Below are 13,899 nucleotides of genomic sequence, written 5' to 3'. Positions count from 1 at the left end.
TACCCTGCATTGTCAGTAAATTCGAGTGATTTGACCACAGGCGTGGAAACCTTTTGACAACCAGTGCGGTGCAAATTGGGCAGCGTGCCGTGGGGGCATGAAGAATTTTGGGGTGAATGTGGTGACGAATATAATCACTGTCATGCATAAGGAAAACGTGCATCTCGACCCGGGGAAATTGTCCGAGCTGTATTCGCAGCTGGGCGAGACCGGAGCCGAAGATGTCGTCTGCCGTGCAATTGAGGAACTGGCGGTCCGCCTGTCGCATTGTGAGCGATTGTGGCGCCAGAACGATATGGAAAACCTGCGCAAGAACGCGCGCTCACTGATCGCGATCTCCGATCAGATCGGCATGACCGCGATGGCCTCCATCGCACAGGATGTGACCGGCGCGGTGGACAGCGAGGACGCTCCCGCCGTGGCAGCGACCGTGTTCCGCCTGTTGCGGGTTGGCGAACGTTCTCTGACTGCCGTCTGGGAGCAGCAGGATCTGTCCATCTGATCCGGGCCTGGACCACACGCAGGATCCTGCTGAGGATCCCGCATCCGCGATCTGACTTTTTTCTGCTTCACACAGGGCTTGCAGGCAACGTGGGGGTGGATACTCTGGTGGCTGAAGACGCCCCATTTGCCGGAGTATCCCGATGCCCCCCGTTTTTGCTGCGCCCTGTGATCTTGCGCTTTCCCTTCACATTGTCGATCAGGACAGCTGCGCCGACTGGCTGCAAAGCCAGCCTGCCAGGGTGGCGCAATGGGCGCAGGCAAATGGGTTCAGGGGCGCCATCGGTCAGGTCTTGATCGTGCCCGGCGAAGACACGGCGGCACCGGCCATGGCGCTGGCAGGATACGGCACGGCTCTGCAACGCGCGCGTCGGCGCTTTGTGCTGGCTGCCGCCGCCGAGAAACTGCCCGAAGGCACCTACCGGCTGGCAGGGCAGACCGGCGAAAACACCATTCCCCAAGATCAGCTGGCACAGGAGTGTTTCGGCTGGCTGATGAGCGACTATCGCTTTGACCGCTACAAGGAGGTCAAAGGCTCCGGCGCGGCCTTGATCGCCCCCGAAGGCATTGATGCGACGGCCATCGAATCGCTGGTCGCGGCCGAATGCCTGACCCGCGATCTGATCAACACGCCCGCCGCCGACATGGGCCCGGATCAGCTGCAGGCTGCCGCCGAGGGGCTGGCGCAAGACTTCGGCGCTCGCACCGAGGTGACGCTGGACGAGGCGCTTCTGTCCGGGAACTTTCCGATGATCCACGCGGTGGGACGCGCCGCCGCGGCACGCCCGCGGCTGATCGACATGCGCTGGGGCGACACCGGGCCGAAGCTGACCCTGGTGGGCAAGGGTGTCTGCTTTGATACCGGCGGGCTGAACCTCAAACCCGGCGCCAGCATGGGGCTGATGAAAAAGGACATGGGCGGCTCGGCCACGGTGCTGGGTCTGGCGCGGATGATCATGGCCGCAGGTCTGCCGGTGCAGCTGCGCGTGTTGATCCCGGCGGTGGAAAATGCGGTCTCCGGCAATGCCTTCCGTCCCGGCGATATCCTGACCTCGCGCAAGGGGCTGACGGTGGAGATCAACAATACTGATGCCGAGGGACGCCTGGTGCTGGCCGATGCGCTGACGTTGGCGAGCGAGGACGACCCGGACCTCCTGATCTCCATGGCGACCCTCACCGGGGCGGCGCGGGTGGCGGTGGGGCCGGATCTGGCGCCCTTCTATGCTGGCTCCGATGCGGATGCCGCCGCAATCGCGGGCGGCGCGGCCCGGATGGCGGATCCAGTCTGGCGCATGCCCTTCCACGCCCCCTACGAGGAGATGATCGAACCCGGTATCGCTGATCTCGACAATGCGCCCTCGGGCGGCTTTGCGGGCTCGATCACCGCCGCGCTGTTCCTGCGCCGGTTCGCGGGCGAGACCCGCTACATGCATTTCGACATCTACGGCTGGACGCCCAATGCCGCCCCTGCCCGGCCCAAGGGCGGCGTCGGCCAGGGCGCGCGTGCGATCTTTGCCGCCCTGCCAGGGCTGCTGGACCTATGAGCGGGGCCGCACGGATCGCTCATCCCGTCGTGGACTTGCTGCGCGCGCCGGGCGGCACGCGGGAGCGACAGCTTCTTTACGGAGAGAGCGTCGCGGTTCTGAGCCGCGATTCGGACTGGGCAGAGATCCGCGCCAGCAAGGACGGCTACACCGGCCATGTTGCGACGCAAGCGCTGGCCGCACCGCTGGAGGCCACCCATTGGGTCAGCGCGCCTGCCACCCACGCCTATGAGGCCGCCGATTTCAAATCGCGCGACCTTTGCGCGCTCAGCTTTGGCAGTCGGCTGCAGGTCAGCGCGCAAACGGGTCGCTTTGCCGAAACCGAGTTGGGCCATATCCCGAAGGTGCATCTCTCCCCCATCGGCACAGGCTTGAACGATCCGGTGACCGTTGCCGAGAAATTCCTGGGCACGCCCTACCTGTGGGGGGGCAACAGCCGCTTTGGCATCGATTGTTCGGGACTGGTACAGGCCGCACTTCTGGCCTGCGGCATTCCCTGCCCCGGCGACAGCGGCCCGCAGGAACGGGAGCTCGGCACCGCCCTGCCCGCAGCCAGCGGCTATGAGCGCGGCGATCTTCTGTTCTGGAAGGGCCATGTGGCGCTGGTCCGTGATCCAGACCACATCATCCATGCCAATGCCCATGACATGGCCGTGGCAATCGAGCCGTTGGAAGCCGCCATTCTCCGTATTCTCGAACAAGGCGATGGCCCGGTCACCGCACACAAAAGGCTGGGCTAGGCGCGGGCGCTCACTCCACCGCGCGGATCAGCTTGCGCTCCAGCACCCGCAGCACGGTCTTCAGATCGTGCCCGCGCTTGAGGATCTGCCCGTCCATGCCGACAACCGAATACTGCCCCTGCCGGTTGCGCAGCTTGGGGTTTTTTTCGATCCGGTAGAGCGGATGTTCGGCGGTGCGGCGAAAGACCGAGAAAACCGCCATATCCCGCAGGGAGGAGATCCCGTAGTCCCGCCATTCCCCCGCCGCCACCATGCGACCGTATAGGGACAGGATCACCGACAGCTCCGTGCGATGGAAGGAGACCTGTTCGGGAATGCCGGAGCCGGGGAAAGACGCGGAGTTCTGGAATGTCATGGATCAAGGTTCGCGCCAAACCGCGCGCGAATCAAGCGGTTTCGCTTCCCGTGCCCGCAGAGTCCCGATGGATGGTCGGCACCCAATCTGCGGCGGGCCTGTTCCAGAAGCGGTTTGGATTGTCCTCGTCCAGCCCCCGGATATGCAGGCTGCGAACCGCCGGGATCATCTGGATCACCGGTTCCTCATAGGGGTGGCTGTCGTAGATCGCGCGCAAAACGGGATCCAAAACGGGATCAAGGTCCTCGGCGCTGGCGCCGATAAAGACCTGCAGTTCGACACAAGGAACCTCCACCGCCCTCTCGCTGGCCCGATTGACCCCGCCGGGGCAGGAGCGAAACTGCTGCACACCGGGGGCTGTCCAAAAGGCCACCTGGTCGTAATCGCCCCAGGGCAGAGACGTGACGGACAGGATCGCCGCCAGCACCCTGTCGGCCTCGGTCTGGGGCACCTGGATCAGCAGCCGGGTACCGGCTTGGGTGGTATATCGAGGGGAAGCTGTTTCAGGCATGATCTGTCTCCTGTGTGATGCGCGAGATCTCCAGCCCCAGGATCTGCTCCAGTGCCCTGCGCCCCGGTGCAGTCAGGGTCAGGCCGCGTTTGTGCTGGCGGCGCTGCATCCAGCCGCGCTCCAACGCGTGGGTCAGCAGCTGCCGCCCCATCGGGCCCGCCACATGCAGGCGCCGTTCGGTCCAATCCAGGCAGGGGCGCGCAAAGGGCTGTCGGCTCGGTGTGCCGAGGTCGGGCAGGCGAACGCCCAACTTTTGCCACTGATCGGACGGGGTCGCGTGAAAGCCGCCGTCGCGCTCGACCAGCATGCCCTTTTGCACAAAGGCATCCGTCATCGCCACAGCCAGGGGGCCCGCCAGGTGATCATAGCAGCTGCGCACCTCGGCCAGCCCGCCCGCCTTGCGACGCTGCGCCAGGTAAAGACTGTCCATGGGCGCAATCGCCGCCAGTTGTTCCAGCGCCTGCGCCACCTCCGAGCCCGCCAATCGGTGATAGACGCAGCGCCCGCGCTTTTCGGCCACAACCATCCCGGCATCGTACAACAGGCGCAGATGCGCGGTGGCGGTCTGCGGTGTGATCCCGGCAGCCGAGGCAAGTTCCTTGTTGGTATAGGCACGCCCCTCCATCAATTCGCACAGCATGCGGGTGCGGCTGGCATCGCCGATAGCCTGGCCCAGAATGTCAAAGCGCGGGGTGCAGGGCGGTCCGTGGGAGTGAGATACGGTCATATGTCAATCCTAGGCCCTGTGGGCTGCGCCCCATAGTGTAAAGACTTCGCCATAGGCCGAAGGGTTTCTTCTGCCTCCGGCATGGGCGTCACGCAAAGCTGCCATGGCAGAACCAGCCCCGCGACAGCGCCGCGCCATGGGCAAAGAACAGCCACAGCCGCGCGCCGCAGTCGGTGACCACCACCCAGTAATCACGCACCCCGCTGCGCCAATTGGGATCCTCCAGCCACCATTCCGGGGCAATGCGTTCGGGGCCTTCGGCCTCGGCCAGCTGCCAGTCGCGGCCCCGCCAGCGGAACCGTTCCGGCACGCTGGGGACATCCGGCGCCGTCACCAGTTCGGGCCGCCACATCAGCAAGGGGCGCGGATGCGGCGCGGGCGGCCAATCCCGCGCCGCATCCGACCAGGCCGCCGCCAGCACCTTGGCCGTCTTTTCCGGGATATGGGTGTCGACCGGGTGGCGCCGGGTGATTGCCTCTAGGCCGATGCGGGCACCGATCCGCCCGATCAGATCCTCCAGGACCACATTCTGCCCCCCCGCCTGCCGGGCGCGGGCCGCAGTGCTGGCCTCCAGATGCCCGGCCTGGGTGCGGGCATGGATCGGTTCCGCCCGAAGCACCTCAAGGCGCAGCATCTCGATCCCGAAACCGGCATCGATCCCTTCCAGCTTCATTTCCAGTAGCGGGCGCATGCGGTCCGGGTCGCGACTGGCCCGGGCCAGACCCACACTGACGCTCTGCGCCGCCTGATCCACCCGGTGCGTCTCCAGCCGCAAAAGCCGCGCGCCCTTGCCGCGCTCTTCCAGCCGGGCGCAAAGCCGGGGCAGCATCCGGTCGATCCCAGCCATGAGATCCTCCAGCAATCCGATCGGCTCCGGCAGGGTCAGGCGCACTGCGAAACGGTCGTCCTCCCCGGCGGGAGAGACCGGCTCGGGCGTGCTTCCCATGGCCTGATCCAGACGCAGTATCAGCCCGCGCCCGAACCGTCGCGCCAGGCTGGCGCGGGGCTGCTCCAGGAGATCCCCGATCTGCCGCAGGCCAAGACGGCCCAGTTGCGCCACGGTTCCTGGCTCCAGCCGCAGCGCGGCCACCGGCAGAGGCGCCAAGAGCGCACGGGTCTGCCCCACGGCTGCGATCCGCGCCGCAACCCGCTCTGGGCTCATGGGCTGCGGCGCCGCGCCGCCCCGGGTCCAGTGCCTGCGCCCCGCGCGGCCCTTCTGCTGAACTCGGGCCGCGCGGGCGCGGGTGGCGCGGGCCTCCTGATCGATGGCATCGCCGGAGCGCACGGGCGGCAGCTGCGCCTGCTCCCCCGCGTAACGCGCCAGCGCCCAGGCCGCGCCCAATGTATCGGCCAGCCCCATCCGCACGGTGAGCCCCATCCGCGCGCACTCCTCCTCGATCCGCTGCAAAAGCGCCTCTTCTCCGCCAAACAGATGCGCCGAACCGGTCATGTCCAGAGTAACGCTGTCCGGCGGCTCGGGCGCGACCCAAGGGCTGAACTGCCCGGCCCAGCGCCCAAGTGCCGCCAGAAAGGCGGTCTCGGCCGGGGGGCTACGACCACGGGTCACCAGATTGGCACAAAGGACATGCGCATCGCGCAGCGGCTGGCCGACAAAAAGTCCCGCATCCTCGGCCGCCGTATTTAACGCAGAAATAACCTGCGTGTTGGAAACTTCCTCCACAATGGCCAGAGGTTCGGACAGGCTGCCCTGCCCCGCGCGTATCACCCGCTCCGCGCCCAGACGTGGAAACCATAGCGACAATATGCGGCGATGGGACATGGCGCGATCCGATTCGAAGGCCTGAAAATTTTTGGAAACCAGCAGCCAGCACTACCGATGTTCTATATTTGTTCCAACTCTTCGATTCGGTCAATCCTATTGCCCGCACAGACCCTGCCACTGGCTCGGTCCATATCTCTGGCCATACCTCTGTCCATGACGGGAGCACACGCATGACATCCCTGATCTCCTTGCGCCATCTGCGCCTTCTGCCCGCGCTTCTGGTGCTGATCCTGGCCCTTGTGGGCGCACAGCTGGATGCCGCCGCTCCGATCGCAGACAAGCATGTCAAACGGCGGGTGGAACTGATGGCGACCCAAAAGGCGGCCCTCACAACCCTGGCCGACATGATGGCCGGGCGCATCGTGTTTGACGCGTCCAAGGCCAAGGCGGCCCGGCGCACCCTGATCAAAAGCACCGGAGACATCCGCAAGCGGTTCAAGAAACCGCGCATGGACCCCAATTCACACGCGCGGCCACTGATCTGGCAACAGTGGCGGGATTTCGAAACCCGCGCCGCCCGGGCCAAAGATGCCGCCAAGGGGCTGAGCGCTCATACGATGAACGGCCTGTTGCGCACGGTGCCCAACATGATGCAGGCCTGTCTCAGCTGTCACGAGACCTATCGCGACACGCCCAACGACTTCATCACCCATTGAGCGCAGGCTGGGGCACCCCGTCTTCGCGCCCCGCGTTGCCGCCGCGCCGGATCAGACACCGTAGCGGGCCAGGAACATCTCCACGGCCCCCGCGATCACCCGCGCGCGCTCTTCCTGGGAAAAATCAGTGTCGATATTGAACACCAGGCGCGGCACCAGATCCGCTCGGCAGAGTTCAGCAAACTGGTCCGCCGCGAGATCGAAATCCTCGATTTGCAGCTCTCCCCGCCCGACCGCGTCCCGCAGATACTCACGCAGCCGAGCGCGCACCACCATGGGCCCACTTTCATAGAACTGGCGGCCGAGATCCGGGAAACGGTCCGCCTCTGCCACGCAGATGCGGAACATGCGGCGGCCAAATTCCGACAGGCTGACCGACAGGATATGACCACCGGCTGCCGTCAACACATCACGCGGCGTGCAGCAGGCCCCGGACAGATCCATCGGCGCATCCGCTTGTCGCGCGCATTCGTTCCGGATCACCTCCAGGAACAACAGCCGCTTGTCCGGAAAATAGCTGTAAAGCGTCGCCTTGGAGACCTCGGCCGCACGGGCGATATCATCGACGCTCGCGCCTTCGAAGCCATCCGCCATGAACACCTCGCGTGCGCCCGTCAGAACCTGATCGAACTTCCGTCCGGTCCTGAGGATAGTGGCTTGCTGGTTCATGATCCGTCCTCATGGCGCTGGCTATCTGGATGACCGTGCCACCCTAGCCTACCGCCGCTGCATTCAACAACTGCTATGGCCCTTGCCGTCGCTGCCATGGACAATGGCCTTGCACTTTTGCCCGAAGAGTATAGTTTAGAACCATTCTAAATATGTAGGAATCCACATGCGCTTTCTCACTCAGCGGAAACGGTTTTCCGATCTCACAGGCCAGGAAATCCTGGCCCTGGCGATTTCCTCGGAAGAGGACGATGCGCGCATCTATCGCGGCTATGCGGCGCGGCTGCAGGATGATTTCCCGGCGACAGCCGCGATGTTCGACGGTATGGCCGCCGAGGAAGACACCCATCGCGCCCGGCTGATCGCCCTGCATGAAAAACGCTTTGGCCCCGCCATTCCGCTGATCCGGCGCGAACATGTGGCGGGCTATTATGCGCGCCGCCCGATCTGGCTGATGGAAAACCTGAGCCTGGAGCGTATCCGCGAAGAGGCCAAGGCGATGGAGGCGGATGCCGAACGGTTCTACCTGGCCGCCGCCGCCCGCACCAAGGACGCCGAGACCCGCAAGCTGCTGGGCGATCTCGCCGCCGCAGAGGCCGGCCACCGCGACACCGCCGCCGAGCTGGAAGAGGCGCATCTGACCGGCGATGCCCGATCCGAGGAAGACCGCACCGCCCATCGCCAGTTCGTGCTGACCTGGGTGCAGCCGGGGCTGGCGGGGCTGATGGACGGGTCCGTGTCGACCCTGGCGCCGATCTTTGCCACCGCCTTTGCCACCCAGGACACCTGGACCACCTTCCTGGTGGGCGTCGCCGCCTCTGTCGGCGCCGGGATCTCGATGGGCTTCACCGAGGCCGCCTCGGACGACGGGGAACTGTCCGGGCGCGGCTCGCCGATGAAACGGGGCGTGGCCTCGGGGGTGATGACCACGCTGGGCGGGCTGGGCCATGCGCTGCCCTATCTGATCCCTGAGTTCTGGACGGCGACGACGCTGGCCTTCCTCATCGTCTTTGTGGAGCTCTGGGCGATTGCCTGGATCCAGAACAAATACATGGAGACGCCCTTCTGGCGCGCCACGCTGCAGGTGGTCCTAGGCGGCGCGCTGGTGCTGGGGGCCGGCGCCCTGATCGGCAGCGGTTGATCTCTGCGTCTTTGACGGGGTTCCGTGACTAGGAGCGCTCCCGCCCGTCGGCGGCGGTTCAAGGAACCACCCCCTCCCGTTGGGCCTGGCGCCGCGCTGACGCGCGGCGGGGACAAAGCGTTAGCGCGCGATAGGACAGCCGAGGCGAGGGTATTTACGCAATACACACCTCTCAGTGCGACACTGCGCCTGTAACCAGAAAGGACCAGGCCAAGATGATTTCCCCCCAACAGAATGTCGGGCAATCCGCCGCTGCGGCCCGAAACCTCGCGGCACCAGAGATCCCGCAAACAAGCAGGCTCCCCTCGGATCGAGATGTGGCGACAGCCCCTTCCTCCAAGGCACGGGCGCTTTATGACAGCGTGCAGCATCTCAGCCGCAAAGACGCGCTGCATTCCCTGTTCGCAATGTCGGACGCCGAGCAAATCCCTCTGGAGGGCAGCGACTACGAAGCCTTCCGAGCCGTCATTCAGCTGGTCGGCACCGAAAGCGAAATGGAAAACCGCAGGAAGGAAGCGCGGCTCGCCAGCAACCTGCTTTTCGACCTTCTAGAAGAACTCCCCACCGCAAGTGGTGAGCGTTTGACCGTTCTTCGGGAAGAGATCCTGAAACTGGGCGGCTATGCGGATCAGGCACAGAAACGGGTTGAGCATCTTAAAACTCAGGCGTCTCAGATGCTGGGCGATCTTTAGCGGCATAGCGCTTGGCGTTGGGCCTCTCTGCTGAGGCCCCTCCAAGAACCAGAACCTGTATTCTGCTGGAAACCACTCGGCACAGCCTGCAGGGAAAGCTGAAAGGCTGCGCCATGCGCCCGCCGCGCGCCAGCGCGGCCCGGCCCAACGGGAGCCCTGCATGTATCATGCAGCGGCGACGGGCGGGAGGACATCGCTTTCTAGAACCCCGCGCAATCAGGCTTTTCGTTTTGGTCAAATCAGGTTACCAATCCTGCGATGGCTGACATTTTCTTCAGAACCCTGCCCTTCTTTGCAATCATCGGCCTAGGATACTGGGCCGGTCGCACGCGGTTCTTTACCGATGAGGCGACAGCCTATCTCACGAAATTCGTGTTCTTCTTCCCGCTTTCGGCGATGATCTTCCGTTTTGCGGCCAACCTCTCCTTCGCGGAGGTCTTTGATCCGAACCTGATCCTCGGCTACCTGGCCGGAACCGTGGCGGTTTACCTTGTCGCCACGGCGGTCGCGGCGCTGAGGGGGCTGGATGTGCCCACAGCTGCGGTCGAGGCGCAATGCGCGGCCATCGGCAACGTGGGCTTTCTCGGCCTGCCGATGATGGCGATCCTGTTCGGTGAAGCCTCGATCGGGCCGATGATGGTGGTGCTGAGCGTGGACCTCGTGGTCTTTTCCTCGCTCATCGTCATCCTGATCAACGCCGGGCGTGGTTCGGGATTGGGGCTGCAGACCCTGAAAATGGTTACGCTCGGCCTGCTGCGTAACCCGATGATCGTGGCCATCGTGGCGGGGCTTGCCTGGTCGGCCTCGACGCAGCCGATCCCGGCGCCGGTCAATGACTTCCTGTCGATCCTGGGCGGGGCGGCCACGCCCGGCGCGCTGTTCGCCATCGGCGCCTCGCTCGCCTCCAAATCCGCCGAGCGCATCGAAGTGGCCGCCTGGCTCAGCTTTGCCAAGCTGGTGCTGCACCCGCTGTTTGTCGCCATCGGGGTCCTGTGGCTGGTGCCGGTTGCCAGTTTCCCGGCCTCGGTCGCGATTGCGGCGGCTTCGCTGCCGGTGGCAGGCAACGTCTATATGCTGGCGCAGCATTACGGCATCGCCCCGCAGCGCGTCTCGGCCGCGATCCTGATCTCGACCGCGGTGTCGATCCTGACGGTGCCGCTGGCGATCGCCTGGGTTTCCTAGGCACAGGATGAATGAGGCCTGAACCTAGAGCCGGATCACGTAATCCTTGCGGGTGGTCTCGATCACCTCCCAGGTGCCGGAAAAGCCCGGGCGCAGGATGAAGCTGTCGCCTGCCGCCAGCGGATATTCGGTGCCATCCTCCGCAGTGATCACCGAACGCCCTTCAAGGATCCGGCAGTATTCCCATTCATCGTAGGAAATCCGCCACTTGCCGGGCGTCGACTGCCAGATCCCGCAGTAGAGCCCGTCCACCTCTTCCGCATTCCAGGTGGTGAAGACGGGGTCACCGGAAATGACCTTTGCCGGATCGGGGCGCTCGATCTCTGGTTCGGCGGCTTCGGGTGTCAGTCTTTGGAACGTGGTCATCGGCTGTCCTTCGCTGCATGTCGTGGCGCAATCTGTCCCCCGTTTCGCAGGCCAAGTCTACCCCCGACACGCCACAACGCGGCGCCGGGGACCAGCCCGATCCCGCCCCTATTTGCCATTTCTCAAGCCTTCTGGCGCAAAAAGGCTGCGACAGGGCGCCGCAACACTGGACCCGCCTTGCGCCGACGGGTAGCTGATAGGCCAACCACAAAAAAGGGAGCCTCACCATGGAAACCGTTTCCGAGAACACATGCTTTGGCGGCGTACAGGGCGTCTACCGGCATAAGAGCAGCGCAACAAATTGCGAGATGACCTTTGGCCTGTTCCTGCCGGAAGAGGCCAAGGACGGCCCGGTGCCGCTCTTGTGGTTCCTGTCGGGCCTCACCTGCACCCATGAAAACGCCATGACCAAGGCGGGTGCGCAGGCCTGGTGCGCCGAACAGGGTATCGCGATCGTCTTTCCCGACACCTCGCCGCGCGGCGATGATGTGGCCGACGACGACAACTACGACCTTGGCAAGGGTGCCGGGTTTTACGTGAATGCCACCGAAGCGCCTTGGGCGCCGCACTACCAGATGTGGGGCTATATCGCCGAGGAACTCCCCGCCTTTCTGGGCGAAAACTTTGCCGTGGACCTGGAGCGGCAGGCGATCTGCGGTCACTCCATGGGCGGACATGGCGCGCTGACGCTGGCGATGAACCTGCCGGGGCGCTTCCGTTCGGTCTCTGCCTTCGCGCCGATCTGCAACCCGACCGCCAGCGACTGGGGCCGCAAGCAGCTGACCGCCTATCTGGGCAGCGATGAAACGACCTGGGCCAAGCATGACGCCACGCTGATGATGCGCGAAAAAGGCTTTGACGGCCCCGTTCTGGTGGACACCGGCACTGCGGACCAGTTCATCGACCTTCTGCGCCCCGAAGCGCTGGCACAGGCCGTGAACGAGCGCCGCCAGCAGGCCACCCTGCGCCTGCAGCCGGGCTATGATCACAGCTATTTCTTCATCTCCACCTTCATGGAAGATCACGTCTCCTTCCACGCCGAGGCGCTCTACCGCGACTGATCCCGAAAGGACCAAACCACCATGAGCCAGTACGATTACGACCTCGTTATCATCGGATCCGGCCCCTCGGGGCGCACCGCCGCCATCCAGGCCGGAAAGCTCAAGCGCCGCGTGCTGGTGATCGACCGCAAGGACCGGCTGGGCGGCGTTTCGGTGCATACCGGCACGGTGCCCTCGAAAACCCTGCGGGAAACCGTGCTGAACCTCACCGGCTGGCGCGAGCGCAGTTTCTATGGCCGCGCCTACCGGGTGAAGGACCAGATCGATGCCGAGGATCTGAAGGCGCGCCTGCATATGACCCTGGATCACGAGGTCGACGTGCTGGAGCATCAGTTCAACCGCAACCACGTGGAGTGGCTGGCGGGGCTGGCGCGCTTCACCGGCCCGAACGAGGTCGAGGTCGCAACCGAGGCGGGCGATACCACCCGCGTGACGGCCGAGAAATTCCTGATCGCCACCGGCACCCGCACCTATCGCCCGGATGACGTGCCCTTCAACGGCAAGACCGTGGTGGATGGCGATGAATTCCTGGAAATGGAAGAAATCCCGCGCTCGCTGATCGTGGTGGGCGCCGGTGTGATCGGCGTGGAATATGCCACCATGTTCTCGGCGCTGGATGTGCGCGTCACCCTGATCGAGCCGCGCGAAACCTTCCTCGATTTCATCGACCGCACCATCATCCAGGATTTCACCCACCAGATCCGCGAAAACGGCGTCGATCTGCGGCTGGGTTCGGCCATTGAAAAGATCGAGGATGAAGGCAGCCATATCGAGGTCAGCATGGCCAATGGCCGCCACGTGCGCGGGGAAATGCTGCTGTTCGCCGCCGGGCGCATGGGCAATACCGACAGCCTGAACCTCAAGGCCGTGGGCCTTGAGACCGATCACCGCGGCCGCATCAGCGTCGAGCGCAAGACCTATCAAACCGCCGTGCCGCACGTCTATGCCACCGGCGATGTGATCGGGCACCCCTCGCTAGCCTCCACATCCCTGCAACAGGGCCGTGTCGCCGCTTGTCACGCGCTGGAAACACCAACCGTGCCCGAAAGCCCCTGGTTCCCCTATGGCATCTATTCGGTTCCGGAAATCTCCACCTGCGGCATGTCCGAAGAGGAGCTGCAGGAACGCGGCGTACCTTACGAGGTGGGCATCGCCCGCTTCCGCGAAACCTCGCGCGGCCACATCATGGGGCTGGAACATGGTATGCTGAAGATGCTGTTCTCGCTCAAGACCCGCCGGGTGCTGGGCGTGCAGATCGTCGGCGAAGGCGCCACCGAGCTCATTCACATTGCACAGGCGGTGCTGAACCTCAAAGGCACGGTGGAATACTTCGTGCAAAACACCTTCAACTACCCGACCCTGGCCGAAGCCTATAAGATCGCAGGTCTCGATGCCTTCAACCGGATGCCAATTCCGGAAGAGTTCAAGGTGAAACACCCGGCAAAGAAGGCGCGAAAACCTGACACGAAAAAGGCGGCGAAGTGAGCGCGCTCTACATCGATGCCGATGCCTGCCCGGTCAAAGCCGAGGCCGAGCGGGTCGCCACCCGGCATGGGATCAAGATGTTCGTGGTCTCGAACGGCGGCCTGCGCCCCTCTCAGAACCCGCTGGTGGAAACCGTGATCGTCTCCGAAGGGGCCGATGTGGCGGATATGTGGATCGCCGAGCGCTGCGGCGTCGGCGATGTGGTGGTGACAGGCGACATCCCGCTGGCCGCGAAATGCATCGAAGCGGGCGCCCGCGTGCTGCGCCACAATGGCGAACGCTTCACCGAGGCCAATATCGGCCAGCAACTGGCCATGCGCGACCTCATGGCCGACCTGCGCGCCGCCAACCCGCTTGGCGCAGGTGGCAGCGGCAAGGGCTTCACCAAGGCGGACCGCTCGCGGTTTCTGGATGCACTGGAGCGGGAAATCAGGGCAGCAAAGCGGGCCTGAGCGCAATCCGCTTCGGGCAGTTCTGTCTCACTCC

General features: G+C 64.6%; 16 protein-coding genes. 10 read left to right on the top strand and 6 right to left on the bottom strand.

Annotated features, from left to right (window positions below; translation table 11 throughout):
• Positions 1 to 142: 142 nt before the first annotated feature.
• The 3 genes from PXK07_RS10085 (at position 143) to PXK07_RS10075 (ending at position 2,785) form a co-directional block, all read left to right on the top strand.
• Positions 143 to 502: a hypothetical protein gene (locus tag PXK07_RS10085; protein WP_274848147.1), complete on the top strand. Its 360-nt coding sequence runs from the start codon at positions 143 to 145 to the stop codon at positions 500 to 502.
• 142 nt (positions 503 to 644) lie between these two features.
• Positions 645 to 2,045 carry a leucyl aminopeptidase family protein gene (locus PXK07_RS10080; protein ID WP_274848102.1) on the top strand — a complete coding sequence of 467 codons (1,401 nt, stop codon included), beginning with the start codon at positions 645 to 647 and terminating at the stop codon, positions 2,043 to 2,045.
• Entirely contained in the window at positions 2,042 to 2,785 is a 744-nt protein-coding gene (locus PXK07_RS10075; protein ID WP_274848101.1) for a C40 family peptidase, read from the top strand. Before PXK07_RS10080 ends, PXK07_RS10075 begins: the two co-directional genes overlap by 4 nt.
• Before the next feature lie 10 nt (positions 2,786 to 2,795).
• On the opposite strand, the gene PXK07_RS10070 is transcribed toward PXK07_RS10075, so the two are convergent.
• The 4 genes from PXK07_RS10070 to PXK07_RS10055 all read right to left on the bottom strand — a co-directional run bounded on the left by PXK07_RS10070 (position 2,796) and on the right by PXK07_RS10055 (position 6,158).
• Entirely contained in the window at positions 2,796 to 3,140 is a 345-nt protein-coding gene (locus PXK07_RS10070) for a DUF2794 domain-containing protein (protein WP_274848100.1), read from the bottom strand.
• 31 nt (positions 3,141 to 3,171) lie between these two features.
• Positions 3,172 to 3,651 (bottom strand): hypothetical protein, encoded by a 480-nt coding sequence (locus PXK07_RS10065; RefSeq protein WP_274848099.1) that lies wholly within the window; start codon positions 3,649 to 3,651, stop codon positions 3,172 to 3,174.
• On the bottom strand, positions 3,644 to 4,378 hold the full coding sequence (locus PXK07_RS10060) for an ArsR/SmtB family transcription factor (protein ID WP_274848098.1): 735 nt from the start codon (positions 4,376 to 4,378) through the stop codon (positions 3,644 to 3,646). Before PXK07_RS10060 ends, PXK07_RS10065 begins: the two co-directional genes overlap by 8 nt.
• Positions 4,379 to 4,466: 88 nt before the next feature.
• Positions 4,467 to 6,158 (bottom strand): Y-family DNA polymerase, encoded by a 1,692-nt coding sequence (locus tag PXK07_RS10055; RefSeq protein WP_274848097.1) that lies wholly within the window; start codon positions 6,156 to 6,158, stop codon positions 4,467 to 4,469.
• A gap of 173 nt (positions 6,159 to 6,331) precedes the next feature.
• Between PXK07_RS10055 and PXK07_RS10050 the strand changes: the two genes are divergently transcribed.
• On the top strand, positions 6,332 to 6,817 hold the full coding sequence (locus PXK07_RS10050) for a c-type cytochrome (RefSeq protein WP_274848096.1): 486 nt from the start codon (positions 6,332 to 6,334) through the stop codon (positions 6,815 to 6,817).
• Between the two features lie 51 nt (positions 6,818 to 6,868).
• Here PXK07_RS10050 and PXK07_RS10045 read toward each other — a convergent pair whose 3' ends face one another.
• Positions 6,869 to 7,486: a TetR/AcrR family transcriptional regulator gene (locus tag PXK07_RS10045; protein WP_274848095.1), complete on the bottom strand. Its 618-nt coding sequence runs from the start codon at positions 7,484 to 7,486 to the stop codon at positions 6,869 to 6,871.
• Positions 7,487 to 7,652: 166 nt separating this feature from the next.
• On the opposite strand from PXK07_RS10045, the gene mbfA reads away from it, so the two are divergent.
• The 3 genes from mbfA (at position 7,653) to PXK07_RS10030 (ending at position 10,501) form a co-directional block, all read left to right on the top strand.
• Positions 7,653 to 8,627 (top strand): iron exporter MbfA, encoded by a 975-nt coding sequence (gene mbfA / locus PXK07_RS10040; protein WP_274848094.1) that lies wholly within the window; start codon positions 7,653 to 7,655, stop codon positions 8,625 to 8,627.
• Between the two features lie 317 nt (positions 8,628 to 8,944).
• On the top strand, positions 8,945 to 9,319 hold the full coding sequence (locus PXK07_RS10035; protein ID WP_274848093.1) for a hypothetical protein: 375 nt from the start codon (positions 8,945 to 8,947) through the stop codon (positions 9,317 to 9,319).
• Positions 9,320 to 9,577: 258 nt separating this feature from the next.
• Positions 9,578 to 10,501, top strand: coding sequence for an AEC family transporter (locus tag PXK07_RS10030; protein ID WP_274848092.1), 924 nt, complete (start codon positions 9,578 to 9,580; stop codon positions 10,499 to 10,501).
• A gap of 24 nt (positions 10,502 to 10,525) precedes the next feature.
• Here the strand turns inward: PXK07_RS10030 and PXK07_RS10025 are convergent, their stop codons facing one another.
• Positions 10,526 to 10,867, bottom strand: coding sequence for a cupin domain-containing protein (locus tag PXK07_RS10025; RefSeq protein ID WP_274848091.1), 342 nt, complete (start codon positions 10,865 to 10,867; stop codon positions 10,526 to 10,528).
• Between the two features lie 227 nt (positions 10,868 to 11,094).
• On the opposite strand from PXK07_RS10025, the gene fghA reads away from it, so the two are divergent.
• From fghA to PXK07_RS10010, 3 genes are read left to right on the top strand one after another with little or no spacing between them, the layout of a single operon-like run.
• Complete coding sequence (fghA, locus tag PXK07_RS10020; protein ID WP_274848090.1) at positions 11,095 to 11,928, top strand: S-formylglutathione hydrolase; 834 nt, start codon at positions 11,095 to 11,097, stop codon at positions 11,926 to 11,928.
• Positions 11,929 to 11,949: 21 nt separating this feature from the next.
• On the top strand, positions 11,950 to 13,413 hold the full coding sequence (gene sthA / locus PXK07_RS10015; RefSeq protein ID WP_274848089.1) for a Si-specific NAD(P)(+) transhydrogenase: 1,464 nt from the start codon (positions 11,950 to 11,952) through the stop codon (positions 13,411 to 13,413).
• A complete protein-coding gene (locus PXK07_RS10010; protein WP_274848088.1) occupies positions 13,410 to 13,865 on the top strand; it encodes a YaiI/YqxD family protein in 456 nt (151 codons plus the stop codon). The genes sthA and PXK07_RS10010 overlap by 4 nt, the downstream gene beginning before the upstream one ends.
• Positions 13,866 to 13,899 lie beyond the last annotated feature (34 nt).

Source organism: Phaeobacter sp. QD34_24 (assembly GCF_028890115.1).
Classification (GTDB): domain Bacteria; phylum Pseudomonadota; class Alphaproteobacteria; order Rhodobacterales; family Rhodobacteraceae; genus Phycobacter.
The sequence above is the reverse complement of the archived record's forward strand: the minus strand, read 5'-3'. Positions and strand labels throughout refer to the sequence as shown.